The sequence below is a fragment of the Thermodesulfobium narugense DSM 14796 genome, from assembly GCF_000212395.1.
Lineage (GTDB): Bacteria > Thermodesulfobiota > Thermodesulfobiia > Thermodesulfobiales > Thermodesulfobiaceae > Thermodesulfobium > Thermodesulfobium narugense.
Window position 1 is genome coordinate 1,100,548 of record NC_015499.1, and the last position, 15,336, is coordinate 1,115,883.

The window sequence follows — 15,336 nt, forward strand, 5'->3', positions numbered from 1 at the left end:
AATAAGTTATATTAATTACAAAAAAATTACCTTTTTACAAAATTTCTAATATAATAAAATCATGCGTTTATTAATTTGACTATTACTATGGAGTATAAAGAAATACCAAATAAACAAGTGGAGGTTTTTAAATGTGGACTGAAAGAATGGCAAAAAGAACAAATTTATTTGAAAGTTCTGTCGTAAGAGAACTATTAAAGCTTACAGCCAAGAAGGATTTAATATCCTTTGCAGGCGGTTTGCCTGGTCCAGAAACATTTCCTGTTGAAGAATTTAGAGAAGCATCAAACAAAGTTCTTAAAGATAACGGAATACAAGCCTTGCAGTATACCATTACCGAAGGATATCCTCCTCTAAGAGAATTTTTAGCCTCATATCTTTCAAAAAAGGGCATAAAATGTAGTGTAAAAAATATACTTCTTACCAACGGATCTCAGCAGGCACTTGACCTAATAGCAAAGGTAATGTGCGATCCTGGTGATTATATACTTTTAGAAGAACCGTCATATCTTGGAGCAATACAGGCATTTACAGCTTATGAAACAAAATTTGCTACCATACCAATAGATAAAAATGGCACATTAACAAATTTGCTAGAAGAAAAGATAAACAAATACAACCCAAAATTTGTTTATCTTTTACCAAACTTTCACAACCCAGCAGGGGTCACGCTGTCACTTGATAGAAGAAAAGAAGTGATAGAGGTTGCTAATAAAACAGGCGCTTTAATAATTGAAGACGATCCTTATGGCGATTTGAGATATACAGGAGAAAGCCTTAGTCCAATAAAATCATTTGATACAAACGAAAACGTCATTTATTTAGGGACATTTTCAAAAATTTTATCTCCTGGCGTAAGAATTGGTTGGATAGTAGCACCAGATAGTATAATGATAAAGTTAGTTGAGGCAAAGCAAGGTACAGATCTTTGTTCAAGTCCTTTTATTCACATGGTAGTTTATGAGTTGTGTAGAAACAACATTCTTGAAACCCAGATCCCAAAAATTAAGAAGATTTATGGCGAAAGATGTAAATTGATGTTAGATGCTATAGCAAAATATTTTCCAGAGGGATCTGATTGGACTAAACCTGAGGGCGGCCTTTTTATCTGGGCACAATTGCAGGAAAAGTACAATACTAAAGAATTATTTACCAAAGCTATTGAAAAAAACGTAGCATATGTTCCAGGATTTTGTTTCTATGCTAATGGAGGCGGAGAAAGCACGATGAGATTGAACTTTTCTAACGCTCAAAACGATATGATAGAAGTCGGAATTAAGAGATTATCGGAAATTTTCTAATTTAAATTTTAAAGATAACAAAACACACCCTCAAAGAGGATAAGAAGAGGGTGTGTTTTTTATTTATTATTTATTTATAATTATTTTAAAGCTAATTCAAGTATATTTAAGCCTTTTTCAAATTCCTCATTTGAAATAATCAAAGGTGGAGCAATTCTTAAAGTATTAGTCCCTAACATATTAACAAGTAGTCCCAATTCAAATGCTCTATTGAAAACTTCTTCAGTCTTCTTTACCGGATCAATTCCCCAAAGAAGACCCATACCCCTATAATCTTTTAATAATCCCTCTTTCAACCATTTATCAAAAACTTCATCAGCCAACTTTCCTAATTTTGCTACATGTTCAACAATTTTATCTCTCTCTATAATCTCAAAAACCTTTAGGCCTACAGAGCAGATCAAAGGAGATCCACCAAAAGTAGTGGCGTGTTGTCCATGCTTCAAATGCGACGCCACACTATCCTTCGCTAATACTGCACCTATAGGAACACCTGTTCCCAATCCCTTTGCAAGACTTACAATGTCAGGTGTTATCTCATAGTGTTCATAACAAAACATCTTCCCAGTTCTAGCTATACCTGCTTGTACTTCATCTAAGATAAGCAAAATATCTCTTTGATCACATATTTCTCTGACTCTCTTCAAGAATTTTTTCGGTAAAACGAAAACTCCCATACCCTCAACTGGCATAGTTTCCATTATTATAGCCGCTAAATTCTCTTCATTTTCTAATATATCTAAAAACTTATCCAAGTCGTTCATAGGGCCAAATACCACTCCGGGAACAAGCGGTCTAAATGGTTCTTGATATTTTTCTTGACCTGTTACAGAGAGAGCACCAAAAGTTCTACCATGAAATGACCCTTCAAAGGCAAGAAATTTATTCTTTTCAGGATTGCCTTTGGAAAAGTGATAAGCTCTAGCTATTTTCAGAGCACCTTCATTTGCTTCTGCTCCGGAATTACAAAAAAATACCTTCCCCAAGCCGGAAATGTCTACTAACTTCTTTGCAAGAAGAATCTGATTTGGGTGATAGAATAAATTGCTCGCATGAATCAAAGTATGAGCTTGTTTATGGAGAATCTCTGCAATTTCTGGATGGGAGTGACCAAGTGAACATACTGATATACCACCAATAAAATCAAGATATTTCCTATCCTCAATATCTTTTAGATATACTCCCTCACCGCTTGCTAAAACTACAGGATATCTTTTATAAGTTTGCAAATGAACCATGTGTTCCAGTTCTATCCACTCTTCAGCTTTCATAATACACCCCTTTGACTATTTGATTAAATAATTATACAACAATGCAAAATGTTACTTTTGAATTAATACAATTAAATTTGTAGTAAAATAATAACAGTTATTTACAAAACGTATATAAGTATTTTTTTAGGAGGGCGCTATGTGTCTAGCTGTTCCAATGAAAGTCAAATCGATTGAAAACGACATGGCCACTGTCGACTATATGGGGACAGAAACCAAAGCTTGTACAGCTTTTTTGCCAGAAGTTAAAGTGGGAGATTACGTACTGGTACATGCAGGTTTTGCAATGGAAGTTCTTGATGAAGAATCAGCACTTGAAGCCTTAAAATTATGGAAAGAACTTGAAGAGTTATCTTTTGAAAAAAAAGAACCAAAATTAGTCGAGGAAAAAAGCATTGAATTGGCTTGATGAATTTAAGTCTCCAGAAATATCGCAAAAAATACTCGCCCAAATAAAAGAATTTGATTTTCCATATACTTTTATGGAAGTTTGCGGAACACATACAGTAAGCATCTTAAGATCAGGAATTAGGTCTCTTCTTCCAAAAAACATCAAACACATCTCAGGGCCGGGCTGCCCAGTTTGCGTAACGTCACAAGGTGATTGTGACCTTGCTATTTTAGCAGCTTCGATCCCAAATATCTGTATAACAACTTTTGGCGATATGCTAAAAGTCCCTGGCTCAAAGTCAAACTTGGCCCAGGCAAGATCTGAAGGCAAGCACGTTGAGGTCGTTTATGGACCTTTAGACGCTTTGAAATATGCTGCCGACCACCCTGAAACTGAGGTAATTTTCCTGGGAATAGGCTTTGAAACAACAGCTCCAACAGTAGCAGCCACCATAAAAAAGGCAAAAGAGCAAAATATACATAATTTTAGCGTACTATCATTTCACAAAATTGTACCTCCAGCACTAGATGCCCTTTTATCTACCAATCCAAAAATCGACGGCTTTATTTATCCCGGTCACGTAAGTACCGTAATTGGAACTAAACCTTATAAGGATGTCTTGAGAAAATTTAATAAGGGTGGAGTAATAGCCGGGTTTGAACCAGTTGACATACTTTCTGCTATATTAGAACTCCTAAAAATGCAAAAAGACAATCAACCAAAGGTGGTAAATAACTACCATAGAGCAGTAAAAGACGAGGGAAATATTAATGCTATGAACTTTATAAACGAAGTATTTGTTACCGAAGACGCTGAGTGGAGAGGTATGGGAACTATACCGAATAGTGGACTGGGACTTAGAGGTGAATATAAAAAGTTTTGTGCCAAAACAAAATTTGGTCTTAAAAGTAAAAAAAGTCCAGATCCTCCAGGCTGCAGATGTGGGGAAGTTCTGCAGGGATTAATAGAACCATATGAATGCCCTCTGTTTGGGAAAGTCTGCACCCCTATAAAACCAGTAGGTCCATGCATGGTGTCTACTGAAGGATCATGTGCTGCTCATTACAAATATGGAAAATTATAAAAAATATCTTTTAACACTAAAACATTGATGTGGGAGGAAATTAATGTCGGATATAATTACGCTTGCACACGGAGCAGGTGGAAGACTTACTTCAGAATTAATTGAAAATGTTTTCTCAATATACCTAGAAAAGCCTTTAAAGTTTGATGACGCTGCAGTTTTAGATTTTTCAGGCAAGGAAAATGAACTTACCTTCTGTACAGATGTTCATTTAGTAAAGCCGATCTTTTTCCCTGGCGGAAATCTCTCGCTACTTGCTATATATGGCACTATCAATGACCTCGTAGCTATGGGTTCAAAACCTCTTTATTTAACTCTGGGATGGATAATAGAAGAAGGAGTTGAGATTAATCTAATTAAAGAGCTTGCTAATGAAATCAAAAAAGCATCAGATGAATGTAACGTAAAAGTTGTCGCAGGAGACACAAAAGTAGTTCCAAAGGGACAGGGTGACGGAGTTTATTTAAGCGTATCTGGTGTAGGACAAAAAAAATCTTCTTTATCAATTAACTCTAGAAACATTAAAGAAGGCGATATTTTCATTATTACAGGAACTATTGCCGATCACGGCTGTGCTATTATGCTAGCAAGAGAAGATTTTCCTCTAAAGTCAAATATAGAGAGCGACTGCGCCTGTCTGGACAAGCTTATTTTGCCCGCAGTAGAAAGATTTCAAAACGAAATACACGCAATGAGAGACCCCACAAGAGGAGGCCTTTCAACAGTTTTAAACGAGTTCGCCTCATCTTCAAATATTTGCATTGAAATAGATGAGGAAAAAGTTCCTATAAAAGATGAAATATATGGCCTTCTTGATCCCTTAGGTCTTGACCCGTTTACTATAACCTGTGAAGGGAAGATGCTCATAGCGTGTTCTCCAAATATTGGCGAAGATTTGCTAAACATGCTAAGATCCCATCCACTTGGAAAGGACTCTAATATAATAGGCACAGCAACCAAGCAAGTACCTGGAAGAGTTATTCTTAACACAAAGATAGGCGGAAAAAGATTTTTGGATATGCCAATAGGCGAAAATTTGCCGAGAATATGCTAATTAAAATCTACCGCTAAAATCCCTTCCTTCAATTTGCGAAATATAATATTCGAATAAGTGTTGTTTTGATTCCCTTGAGGTTCTTACTACTCCCAGGGATTTTTTTGCAATGTTCAAAAGATCGTCAATACTTTCTGCAACTATCACTCCAGCAGATCTAAACGCTTCAATCTTACTCTGGACACTACCCATCTTTCCATAAACAATTGCACCGGCATGTCCCATTCTTTTGCCTTCAGGCGCACTTGCACCAGAAATGAAGGCAACAACAGGTTTTGTCATTTCTCTAATAAATTCACATGCATCTTCTTCATCAGTACCACCAATTTCTCCAATCAAAAATACTAATTCTGTCTGGGAATCTCTTTCAAAAAGCATAAGTACATCTTTAAATGTAGTGCCAATAACAGGATCTCCACCAATCCCAACTACAGTGGACTGACCAATCCCATTGGAGGTAAGTAAATATGAAATTTCATAAGTTAGCGTACCCGATCTTGACACTATCCCTACAGGGCCTGGCATAAAAGCATTTGCAGGCATAATCCCTGCTTTGCATACGCCTGGAACTATCACTCCTGGACAATTAGGGCCAATTAGTCTTATATCTTTTTTTGTTTTTAGAAAACTATATACATCAGCCATTTCATGTAAGCTTACACCTTCTGTAATACATATTATCAACTTTATTTTTGCAAATATTGCTTCAAATATAGCGTCCTGACATGCAAAGGGTGGTACAAATATTACACTAACATTAGCACCAGTCTCTTTTACAGCTTCTTCAACAGAGTCAAATATTGGTACTTTATCTAAAAATAGAGTCCCACCTTTTTTCGGAGTAACTCCTGCTACCACTTTGCTTGGGTAATTTAACATTTGTTCTGTATGAAAAGAACCTTCTCTACCTGTAATGCCCTGCACAAGAATTTTGCTTCTTTTATCTAAAAGAATGCTCAATTTTACACCTCCAACAAAACGATTTATTGATTAACTAACTCTACTATCTTTTTAGCGCCATCTCTTAAAGATGAAACTATTTCGAATCTTTCCTTAAGCATTTCTAATCCTTCTTCAGCTTTGGTTCCAGAAAGTCTTACTACTACTGGAAGATTTAATTTCTGCTCTTCTTCGAATTCTAACAAACCCTTTGCAACCTCATCAGCTCTTGTAATCCCACCAAATACGTTTATTAGGATACCTTTAAGCTTCTTTTGTTCTACTAGAAATTTTAGCGCGCTCTTAACCCTTTCGGCTTTCGCTCCGCCTCCAATATCTAAAAAGTTAGCACACTTTCCACCTGCTCTAGTTACAGAATCAATAGTAGCCAAAACTAACCCCGCACCGTTTCCTAAAATTCCAATATCACCTTCCAATGGTACAAATGAAAAGCCTAATTTTCTTGCTTCTATTTCAGATTGTTCGAGAAAGGCCTCAAATTCAGGATGTTTATAAAGAGCATTATCATCGAACTCAACTTTTGCATCAGCACATATTACTTCCTTGTTCTTTGTAATAACAAGAGGGTTTATTTCAAGCATTACAAGGTCTTTTTCAACAAAAATTTTGTATGCACTTTTTACAAATTGATTCAATATGTTATAAAGTTCAAAATCTTTTATCAAGTTTCTTATCATAAAATCCTTTATACCAATAATTGGGTCAACTTTCACTTTATTAATTGCATCAGGTTTTGCTTCAGCAAGCTGCTCTATATCAACGCCGCCCTCTTTACAAAAAACCATCATATATCTTCTCGAAGGTCTGTAAAAAATAACGCTAAAATAAAGTTCCCTATCAATGTCTATTAGTTCTTCTGCAAGAATCCTGTTAACCTTTTCGCCTTTGATTTCCATAGAAAAAAGTTTTTCAAGAGCGTTTTTTAATTCATTGGAATCCTTTACCTTTAGAACCCCCCCAGCTTTTCCCCTGCCTCCAACCTTTACTTGTGCCTTCAGAACGCATGGGAAATTTAATTTTGTAACAACTTGGTCCACATTCTCCTTGTCGATAATAACTCCCTTTGGTACGTTTAAATATTCACTTAAAATACTTTTGGCCTGATATTCAAAAAGTCTCATGAATTCACCTCTTATTTAAAATACAAATTCTATAGAACCTTTAGCTTCCAAGATCTCCTTTCCCAGTTGCTTTCCTATATCAAACGCACTTTTGTTTAACTCTATTGTTGCTTTTGGCACTCTATTTAAAATAGCATTTAATAAAGTTTCTTCGCTAATTAATGGATATACAACAGAAATGGTTCCAAGGGCAGCTATGTTTGAAGCCAGCTCTTTTCCTATTTTATCTCTTACAGTTTTTGATATTGGAGCACTGAAATAAACAACATTTTCTTCTCTTTTTTCAGCTTCAACATAAGTAGAATCAAATAATATAACAGCACCCTTTTTGACATCACTCTTATATTTATCATAGGCCTTTTGTGACATGGCAAGTAAAAAATCAGCTAGATATACTTTTGGATAATCTATTTCTGTATCAGAAATAATACAGTCTGCCTTACTTGCTCCACCTCTTGATTCAGGGCCATATGATTGACTTTGCAAAACTCTATGCCCTTCATTAAGTGCAGCTTCAGCATATATAATAGCAGCAAGTATCAAACCCTGACCCCCAGTTCCCGCAAATCTTAATTCCTTTGTCACTGGGCACCTCCTCTAAATTTCATTATACGTTCTCTAACTACTTCATTTAATTCTACGTCTTCTTTTTCCTTTATTAGCTCGCCTATCACAATCTTTCCCTGTAATTCATCACTTCCCATATTCTGGGCCACTTTAAATGGCACAGAGATATCTTTCATATATTTGAGCATCGAAGCAGGATCGGGAAATTTATTTCTCCTCCCATAATTCACTGGACACTGCGTAAAGGTTTCAACAAAAGAAAAGCCGTGATGTTTTATAGCGTTCGCATAAAGTTCAGTCATAAGTGAGGCATGATACGCAGTAGCTCTTGCCACATAAGTGGCTCCTGCACCAATAGCTAAATTACAAAAGTCAAATGCCCTTGCAAAATTTCCATACGGTGTTGTAGTTGAGAGTCTGGATTGAGGAGTTGTAGGAGAACTTTGTCCTCCTGTCATGCCATATATTTGATTATTCAAAACAATTGCAGTTATATCTATATTCCTTCGACAAGCATGAATAAAGTGATTTCCGCCAATAGCCAGAGCATCTCCATCTCCCATTATTACAATGACCTTTACATCATCTCTTACAAGTCTTAATCCTGTTGCAAAAGCTAGAGCTCTGCCATGTGTAGTATGAACAGTACTAAAATCCAAGTATCCTACCACTCTTGAAGCACAACCGATACCAGAAAATATTACTGTCTTATCTTTATCAATATTTACCCTATCAAAAGCCCTAAGGAGCGCACCAAGAGCAATACCATGTCCACAACCAGGACACCACATATGAGGTAATCTATCCATTCTTAGATATTTTTTAACCAACTCTCCAATCACTTTGAGATCACCTCATTTACAGTGTTATATATGATATCAGGAGCAATGAGCTCTCCCTTTATACCTTGAATCAAAGTTACATTACAATTTTCTAGAACCGACCTCTTTACCTCAAGCACCATCTGACCCATACTCATTTCTGCCACAACTATATTTTTAACATTCTTTGACAATTCCCTAACTCTCTTTGAAGGAAATGGCCACACTGTAATAGGCCTGAAAAAACCGACCTTAACGTTATTTTTTCTGAGTTCTCTCACAGCGCGCAGGCTCGACCTAGCAACTGAACCATAAGAAATGACTATTACTTCAGCGTCATCTATAAACCTTTCATCATAAGAAATTATCTCATCTTCAACTGCATCTATTTTATTGTGCAATCTTTTAATCAAAAATTCTGTTTTTTCAGGATCTTCTACAGGAAAACCCAACTCATCGTGAACCAGACCCGTAACGTTGAATCTATAGCCTGTTCCAAGAGGTGGCAATTTTGCACCCTTATCTTTGTTTACCTTATAAGGACGAAAACTCTCTTTTTCATCAGGAAATGGCCCTCTTTCGGGAACTTCAACAATATTTTTAATGTTATCAATGTCTATTCCCTCTCTCATATGAGCTACTACCTCATCAAGAAGCAAAACCACTACCGACGAGATTTTTTCTGACCAATAAATTGCACGTATAACCTCAGTAAAACATTCTTCAACAGAGAATGGTGCAAACGAAACCATTGGATGATCTCCATGTGTTCCCCATCTTACCTGCATGTAATCAGATTGAGATGGTGCTGTCGCTATTCCTGTACTTGGTCCCATTCTCTGGACATTTACAATTACAACTGGTACCTCCGCCATTATTGCGTAGCCAATATTTTCTTGCATAAGAGAAAATCCAGGACCGCTAGTTGCGCTCATAGCTCTAAACCCGCCCAATGATGCACCAATACAGGCTGCTATGGAAGATATCTCATCCTCCATTTGGATAAAAACTCCTCCAACCTTTGGCAAATCTCTTGCACACATCTCAGCTATCTCTGTAGAAGGAGTAATTGGATATCCTGCAAAAAATCTTAACCCCCCTTTAATTGCTCCGTAAACCACTGCCTCATTACCTTGAATTAGTTTTGCGCTCATTTCTTTTCACCTTTTTCAACAAGTTCTATTGCAAAATCTGGACATCTCAACTCACACTGATAGCAATTTATGCACTTCTCAGGCTCAGTTACTCTACATTTTCTCTGCTCATCAAATTCAAGTATGTTTGCCGGGCAAAACTCTATACATATGCCGCACCCCTTGCAAAAAGCCCTGTTTACTACAGGTTCTAGACGAGAACTTTGTGACATAACTTCCCCTTTCAAACAAAATAATATTTAATGATTTTACAAGTTATTTATACAAAATTATATTACTAAAAGTTTAGTTATGCTATCTATATATTTTATGCATTGGATTAAAAAAACTTTTGAATAATGTTACAAACCTTTGAACAAAGAAATCAGAAAAATTATAAGTCCAAATATTACCAAATTTTTTTTTAACTTTTCTTTATTTGATATAAAAATCTACCGCACACCCTGGTTTTAAACTAATCCATTAGATTTTTTACACTTCAAAAGAAATGTCGCCATGCTTTTTTATATAATTAACAATTCCGCCTTCATCTATTATTGATTGGATTCTGATATCAAGAGGAGGAAAATTCAACTTGTAGCTATTCCTTTTTTCTCTCAAAACACCTTTTTCTAGATCTATTGTTATTTCATCACCTTCTAAAATCTTTGACGTATCAACCATAATCACTGGAAGTCCAATATTGATAGCATTTCTAAAAAATATTCTGGCAAAGGATTTGGCTACCACTGCCTTTACACCACTCATTTTAAGAACTATTGGGGCATGTTCTCTTGACGAGCCAATTCCAAAATTGCTTCCTCCCACGAGTATTACTCCACCCTTTGCTTTCTCGTGAAAGTTTTCTACCACATCTTCCAGGGCATGTTCAGATAATTTTTCTAGATCTGATCTTAAGTGAAAATATCTTCCTGGAATTATATGATCTGTAGATATGTTGTCTGAAACCTTTATAACTCTCCCAGATATTGTCAATTTTTAATCCTCCTAATAATTAATTAATTTGTTCTTAAATCTATATATCAAATTCTCTTGGATCGGTAATATATCCTGTAATCGCAGAAGCTGCCGCTGTAAGAGGTGAAGAAAGATATATATACGAATCAGGATTGCCCATCCTTCCATGGAAATTTCTATTTGACGTAGCAAGCGCCACTTCGTTGTCTCCTAAAATACCTTCGTGAACACCCACACAGGGCCCACACCCTGGTGCCATTATACTTGCTCCTGCATCTACAAGAATTTCGATAATTCCTTCTTTTAGTGCATCCAGATATACCTTTCTAGATGCTGGAACTACAATTAACCTTACGCCCTTTGCAACTTTTTTTCCTCTTAATAATTTTGCAGCCATCCTTAGATCCTCAAGCCTACCATTTGTACATGAGCCAAGAAAGACCTGATTAATTTTTATATCTTTCAGGTTCTTTGCTCTTCTTGCAGTGTGTACATAATGCGGTACACTAACCATTGGCTCAATCTCTTCAAGTTTAAATTCCAGTCTATCAATATATTCTGCATCCAAATCAGGATTTAACTCTTTGAAGTCTTCAAATCTGTTATTTTTTTCAAGAAATTCTCTTGTAACTTCATCAGAAGGAAATATCCCTACCTTAGCTCCACACTCAATTGCCATATTTGATATCGTTAACCTATCATGAATTGGAATATTTTCTACATCTCCCGAAAATTCAAGCGCTTGATAACTGGCACCGTTTGATCCAAAGTGCTTTACAATGGATATGATAATATCCTTTCCAGTAATATATTTAGGCATCTTGCCAGTAAGCTTTATGAGTATACTCTCAGGAATTCTAAACCAATTCTTTCCAAGGCCCATAGAAACTGCTATATCGGTAGAACCCATACCAGTTGCAAAGGCACCAAGTGCACCACCTGTGCAGGTGTGAGAATCTGCTCCAACAACTATGTCAAATGGTCTTACAAGAGATTCTATTGCAATCTGATGACAAACACCATCTCCGATATCGTATAGTTTACAACCTAATTTTGAAGCCATTGTTCTCAAATATATATGATCGTTTGATAACTCCTTTCTTGGAGAAGGAGCAGCATGGTCCAAAAAAATAGCAGTATTTTCTGGAAATGCAAGGCTTTTCTTTTCAAGCTTTTCAAACTGTCTAAAAGATAGGGGTCCTGTGCCATCTTGAACATAAACAAGATCTACAGGAACAATTATCATCATCCCAGGGCTTACATCGCTTTCAGTCTTTCTCTCAAAGATCTTTTGAACCATAGTTTTGGCCAAATTTTTCACGTCCTTTCAATTTTCTGTTAATTAATTATAAAAGATATTTTTAATATAATACTAGAAGGTATTTAAGATATATAGATATAATCTTAATAATTCTTAAATAAGGAGCTAAAAAAATGTCTAAAGCAAAGGTACTTTTAGATTTAATAAAAGCAAAGGAAATTCTGGTAATGCCTGGTGCCTACGATTGTCTTTCTGCAAAGATGGTAGAACTCGCTGGCTTCAAAGCTGTACAGATGTCTGGATATGGGTTTAGCGCAAGTTTACTCGGAAAACCAGATATAGGCCTTTTAAGTTTTGACGAAATTTTGCGTCATACCCACAACATCTGTAATGCCGTAAATATTCCAGTAATGGCAGATGCAGATACAGGCTATGGAAATTCTCTAAACGTCATTCGGACAGTCCAGGAATTCGAACAAGCAGGTGCAGCTGGAATAAACCTTGAAGATCAAGTATGGCCAAAAAGATGTGGCCATATGGAAGGTAAAGATGTAATCCCAGCTGAAGAAATGGTAAAAAAGATTGAAGCTGCATTTTGGGCAAAAAAGGATAAAAACTTTGTGATTAATGCTAGGACTGATGCAAGACAAAAATATGGGCCAAAAGAAGCTATTAGAAGAGCAAAGCTTTATTGGGAAGCAGGAGCTGATTTGATATTTCTGGAAGCTCCAGAATCTATAGAAGAACTAAAAATGTATGCAAATGAGCTTGTCCCAAAAGGCATTAGAATAAGTGTAAACATGCTCGATGGAGGAAGAACTCCACTTCTTAGCTTTAAAGAACTTGAAGATATGGGATTTTCAAGAGTAAGTGTTCCTGTACTAACTATTTATGCAGCAGCAAAAGCTCTCTATGAAATACTTAATCAACTTTATAAAGATGGTACAAACAAAAACTTGCAGGACAAGATTTTCCCATTTCAAGAGTTTAATAAGTTAATAGGCCTCCCTGAAATTAGAGAGTTAGAAAAGAAATTTTTATCAGAAAAATAGGAAATGCAAGATTAGGCCGCTAAATAGTTGTTCAAAGAAGACTTTGGGCAATTTTAGCGGCCATCATCAGTAAAATTTCTATATCATATTCACTATACTGTTTAAAATCTTGCTTGGACGCATTAACCTTTCTACAATATCCTCTTCTGGTTTGTAATAACCCTTTATGTCAACTTTTTTACCCTGAACGCTCAAGAGTTCTTCATTAATTTTGTCTTCATTTTTATCAAGTTCATCCTTTACTTTTAGAAATTTTTCTTTTATATCAATATCTTCTTGCTGACTTGAAAGATGATTGGCCCAATATTTCATGAAATAATAGTGTTCTCCCCTGTTATCAATTTCACCAACCTTTCTCGATGGCCACTTTTTATTTGAAAGGATATCAGATATTGCACCTTCACAAGCATTTGCTAAAATGAAAGCTTTTTTGTAATTATACTTATCAAAAATAAACTTTAGACTCTGAGAAATGGCCACAAATTCTGCAATTGAATCCCATCTCAAGTGATTTTGGTTAATGAATTGTTCTACATGCTTTGGAGCACTACCTCCTGCTCCAGTTTCAAACATTCGACCACCTGAAAGAAGAGGAATTATAGAAAAGACCTTTGCGCTAGTTCCTACTTCTAATATAGGAAAAAGATCAGAAAGATAATCTCTTAATATATTTCCAGTTACTGCAATTACATCTTGACCTCTTCTAATCAACTCCAATGTAGCTTTCATGGCATCTGAAGGTCTCATTATTTTTATATCTAGATCTCTAAGATCGTAAGTTTTCAAATATTCTCTTATCTTTTTAATCTCCTCTCTATCGTGAGGCCTATTTTCATCCAGCCAGAATATAGCAGGAATATTATTTTTTTTAGTTTCCTCTATGGCAATTTGAATCCAGTTTTTAATAGCAACATCTTTTACCTGGCAACCTCTCCATATATCCCCTTTCTCAACCGAGTGCTCCATAAGAATTTGACCGTTTTCAACATCAACTACCCTAAAAGTTCCATCATCTGGCGCAAGAAAGGTCTTATCATGGGATCCATATTCTTCAGCTTTCATTGCAATCAATCCTACATCTATAACGGTCCCCATAGTAGTTCTATCAAAAGCGCCGTTTTTCTTACAATCCTCAACTATAGCCGAATAGATAGTAGCATAAGACCTATCAGGAATAACTATCTTCACGTCGTGAAGCTTTCCATCTGGTCCCCAGGCTTTCCCCCCATCTCTGATTATAGTAGGAATTGAGGCATCTATCAGGACAAGATTTGGCATATGAAGATTTGTAATCCCTTTATTTGAATCAACCATATACAAACCTGGATTTTTTTCATAAGTAGCTTCTATGTCCTTTTTTATCTCAACTTTCTTATCATCAGATAAATTTTCTAATTTTGAAAAGAGATCGCTTAAGCCGTTGTTTGGATTTACTCCTAAACTATTAAAAGTATCTTGATGTTTAGCGAACACATCCTTAAAATACGCCCTGATAGCATAGCCGAATAGAACTGGATCAGAAACCTTCATCATTGTAGCCTTAAGATGCAGTGACCACAAAATGCCCTCTTTCTTCGCATCCCTTATTTGATTCTCATAGAAATTAGATAAAGCCTTTATGCTTATAAATGAGCCGTCAAATATTTCTCCCTTTAATAAATCTAAATCTTTAAAAATTGTGATATTGTTGTTTTTATCTATAAACTCTATTCTTACTCTGGTGTCTTTAGTAAGTGTTATTGATCTTTCATGGCCATAAAAATCTCCATCAGTCATGTGAGAAACGTGAGTCTTAGAAGAGGGATTCCACTCCTTCAAAGGAAGCCCCATCAAATCAGGAAACTTTTTGGCAGTTTCTTTAATTGACCTTGGAACAGCACGGATGTTGTTCCCTTGCCTTAGCACTGGATTCACAGCACTGCCTAAGATCTTAGAATATCTTTCCCTTATTTTCTCGTCTTGAGCTGATTTTAGCTCATCTGGATAATCTGGAATGTTAAAACCTTTTGCCTGCAACTCTTTTATGGCATCCTTCAATTGTGGAAGAGAAGCGCTTATATTTGGCAGCTTTATGAGAATGGTATCTGGCTTGTTTACAAGTTCACCGAGAATAGAGAGATCGTCAGAGACTCTTTGATCTTGGGTTAAAAAGTCAGAAAAATTGGCCAATATCCTTGACGAAAGGGAGATATCCTTTATATCTATCTCGATATCCGACACATCAAAAAATTTCTTTACAATCGGAAGCAAGGAAAATGTAGCAAGATATGGAGCCTCATCAGTAATAGTCCAAATCACCTTCACTCTATCTTTCATAGCAATCTTCCCTTCAAATTTATTTT

At 36.0% G+C, this 15,336-nt stretch carries 15 protein-coding genes; 5 read left to right on the forward strand and 10 right to left on the reverse strand.

The annotated features are described in order from the left end of the window. Nucleotides 1–131 precede the first annotated feature (131 nt). The gene (locus tag THENA_RS05540) at nucleotides 132–1,301 is read left to right on the forward strand and encodes an aminotransferase-like domain-containing protein (RefSeq protein ID WP_013756430.1); all 1,170 of its coding nucleotides are present in this window, start codon (nucleotides 132–134) and stop codon (nucleotides 1,299–1,301) included. 80 nt (nucleotides 1,302–1,381) lie between these two features. On the opposite strand, the gene THENA_RS05545 is transcribed toward THENA_RS05540, so the two are convergent. Next, on the reverse strand, nucleotides 1,382–2,572 hold the full coding sequence (locus THENA_RS05545; protein WP_013756431.1) for an aspartate aminotransferase family protein: 1,191 nt from the start codon (nucleotides 2,570–2,572) through the stop codon (nucleotides 1,382–1,384). A 139-nt stretch (nucleotides 2,573–2,711) separates the two neighbouring features. Here THENA_RS05545 and THENA_RS05550 point away from each other — a divergent pair, with 139 nt between their 5' ends. Genes THENA_RS05550 through hypE form a run of 3 tightly spaced genes read left to right on the forward strand, consistent with a single transcriptional unit; the run spans nucleotide 2,712 to nucleotide 5,101 of the window. Continuing rightward, the gene (locus tag THENA_RS05550) at nucleotides 2,712–2,981 is read left to right on the forward strand and encodes a HypC/HybG/HupF family hydrogenase formation chaperone (RefSeq protein WP_013756432.1); all 270 of its coding nucleotides are present in this window, start codon (nucleotides 2,712–2,714) and stop codon (nucleotides 2,979–2,981) included. Next, a complete protein-coding gene (gene hypD / locus THENA_RS05555) occupies nucleotides 2,968–4,047 on the forward strand; it encodes a hydrogenase formation protein HypD (RefSeq protein WP_013756433.1) in 1,080 nt (359 codons plus the stop codon). The genes THENA_RS05550 and hypD overlap by 14 nt, the downstream gene beginning before the upstream one ends. A 43-nt stretch (nucleotides 4,048–4,090) precedes the next feature. After that, on the forward strand, nucleotides 4,091–5,101 hold the full coding sequence (hypE, locus tag THENA_RS05560) for a hydrogenase expression/formation protein HypE (RefSeq protein ID WP_013756434.1): 1,011 nt from the start codon (nucleotides 4,091–4,093) through the stop codon (nucleotides 5,099–5,101). Here hypE and sucD read toward each other — a convergent pair whose 3' ends face one another. From sucD to THENA_RS05600, 8 genes are all read right to left on the reverse strand, one after another. Next, nucleotides 5,102–6,061, reverse strand: a complete 960-nt coding sequence (gene sucD, locus THENA_RS05565; protein ID WP_013756435.1) for a succinate--CoA ligase subunit alpha — start codon at nucleotides 6,059–6,061, stop codon at nucleotides 5,102–5,104. Nucleotides 6,062–6,084: 23 nt separating this feature from the next. Beyond that, the gene (gene sucC / locus THENA_RS05570; RefSeq protein WP_013756436.1) at nucleotides 6,085–7,182 is read right to left on the reverse strand and encodes an ADP-forming succinate--CoA ligase subunit beta; all 1,098 of its coding nucleotides are present in this window, start codon (nucleotides 7,180–7,182) and stop codon (nucleotides 6,085–6,087) included. A gap of 15 nt (nucleotides 7,183–7,197) precedes the next feature. Further along, complete coding sequence (locus THENA_RS05575) at nucleotides 7,198–7,767, reverse strand: 2-oxoacid:acceptor oxidoreductase family protein (RefSeq protein WP_013756437.1); 570 nt, start codon at nucleotides 7,765–7,767, stop codon at nucleotides 7,198–7,200. Next, entirely contained in the window at nucleotides 7,764–8,558 is a 795-nt protein-coding gene (locus tag THENA_RS05580) for a thiamine pyrophosphate-dependent enzyme (protein WP_041438473.1), read from the reverse strand. The genes THENA_RS05575 and THENA_RS05580 overlap by 4 nt, the downstream gene beginning before the upstream one ends. A gap of 29 nt (nucleotides 8,559–8,587) precedes the next feature. After that, nucleotides 8,588–9,724, reverse strand: coding sequence for a 2-oxoacid:acceptor oxidoreductase subunit alpha (locus THENA_RS05585; protein WP_013756439.1), 1,137 nt, complete (start codon nucleotides 9,722–9,724; stop codon nucleotides 8,588–8,590). Next, nucleotides 9,721–9,936, reverse strand: a complete 216-nt coding sequence (locus THENA_RS05590) for a 4Fe-4S binding protein (RefSeq protein WP_013756440.1) — start codon at nucleotides 9,934–9,936, stop codon at nucleotides 9,721–9,723. Before THENA_RS05590 ends, THENA_RS05585 begins: the two co-directional genes overlap by 4 nt. Nucleotides 9,937–10,195: 259 nt before the next feature. Then, on the reverse strand, nucleotides 10,196–10,699 hold the full coding sequence (locus THENA_RS05595) for a LeuD/DmdB family oxidoreductase small subunit (protein WP_013756441.1): 504 nt from the start codon (nucleotides 10,697–10,699) through the stop codon (nucleotides 10,196–10,198). A 40-nt stretch (nucleotides 10,700–10,739) separates the two neighbouring features. Then, entirely contained in the window at nucleotides 10,740–11,993 is a 1,254-nt protein-coding gene (locus tag THENA_RS05600; RefSeq protein ID WP_041437949.1) for a 3-isopropylmalate dehydratase large subunit, read from the reverse strand. 122 nt (nucleotides 11,994–12,115) lie between these two features. Between THENA_RS05600 and THENA_RS05605 the strand changes: the two genes are divergently transcribed. Further along, nucleotides 12,116–12,994 carry an isocitrate lyase/PEP mutase family protein gene (locus THENA_RS05605; protein ID WP_013756443.1) on the forward strand — a complete coding sequence of 293 codons (879 nt, stop codon included), beginning with the start codon at nucleotides 12,116–12,118 and terminating at the stop codon, nucleotides 12,992–12,994. 78 nt (nucleotides 12,995–13,072) lie between these two features. On the opposite strand, the gene THENA_RS05610 is transcribed toward THENA_RS05605, so the two are convergent. After that, on the reverse strand, nucleotides 13,073–15,310 hold the full coding sequence (locus THENA_RS05610) for an NADP-dependent isocitrate dehydrogenase (protein WP_013756444.1): 2,238 nt from the start codon (nucleotides 15,308–15,310) through the stop codon (nucleotides 13,073–13,075). Nucleotides 15,311–15,336: the final 26 nt, after the last annotated feature.

What these genes read in the sequence shown, in the direction of transcription:
- sucC (WP_013756436.1), bottom strand. Translation starts at nt 7,182, where the DNA reads ATGAGACTTTTTGAATATCAGGCCAAAAGTATTTTAAGTGAATATTTA.
- THENA_RS05545 (WP_013756431.1), bottom strand. Translation starts at nt 2,572, where the DNA reads ATGAAAGCTGAAGAGTGGATAGAACTGGAACACATGGTTCATTTGCAA.
- THENA_RS05610 (WP_013756444.1), bottom strand. Translation starts at nt 15,310, where the DNA reads ATGAAAGATAGAGTGAAGGTGATTTGGACTATTACTGATGAGGCTCCA.
- THENA_RS05580 (WP_041438473.1), bottom strand. Translation starts at nt 8,558, where the DNA reads ATGGATAGATTACCTCATATGTGGTGTCCTGGTTGTGGACATGGTATT.
- THENA_RS05585 (WP_013756439.1), bottom strand. Translation starts at nt 9,724, where the DNA reads ATGAGCGCAAAACTAATTCAAGGTAATGAGGCAGTGGTTTACGGAGCA.
- THENA_RS05590 (WP_013756440.1), bottom strand. Translation starts at nt 9,936, where the DNA reads ATGTCACAAAGTTCTCGTCTAGAACCTGTAGTAAACAGGGCTTTTTGC.
- THENA_RS05550 (WP_013756432.1), top strand. Translation starts at nt 2,712, where the DNA reads ATGTGTCTAGCTGTTCCAATGAAAGTCAAATCGATTGAAAACGACATG.
- hypE (WP_013756434.1), top strand. Translation starts at nt 4,091, where the DNA reads ATGTCGGATATAATTACGCTTGCACACGGAGCAGGTGGAAGACTTACT.
- THENA_RS05540 (WP_013756430.1), top strand. Translation starts at nt 132, where the DNA reads ATGTGGACTGAAAGAATGGCAAAAAGAACAAATTTATTTGAAAGTTCT.
- THENA_RS05605 (WP_013756443.1), top strand. Translation starts at nt 12,116, where the DNA reads ATGTCTAAAGCAAAGGTACTTTTAGATTTAATAAAAGCAAAGGAAATT.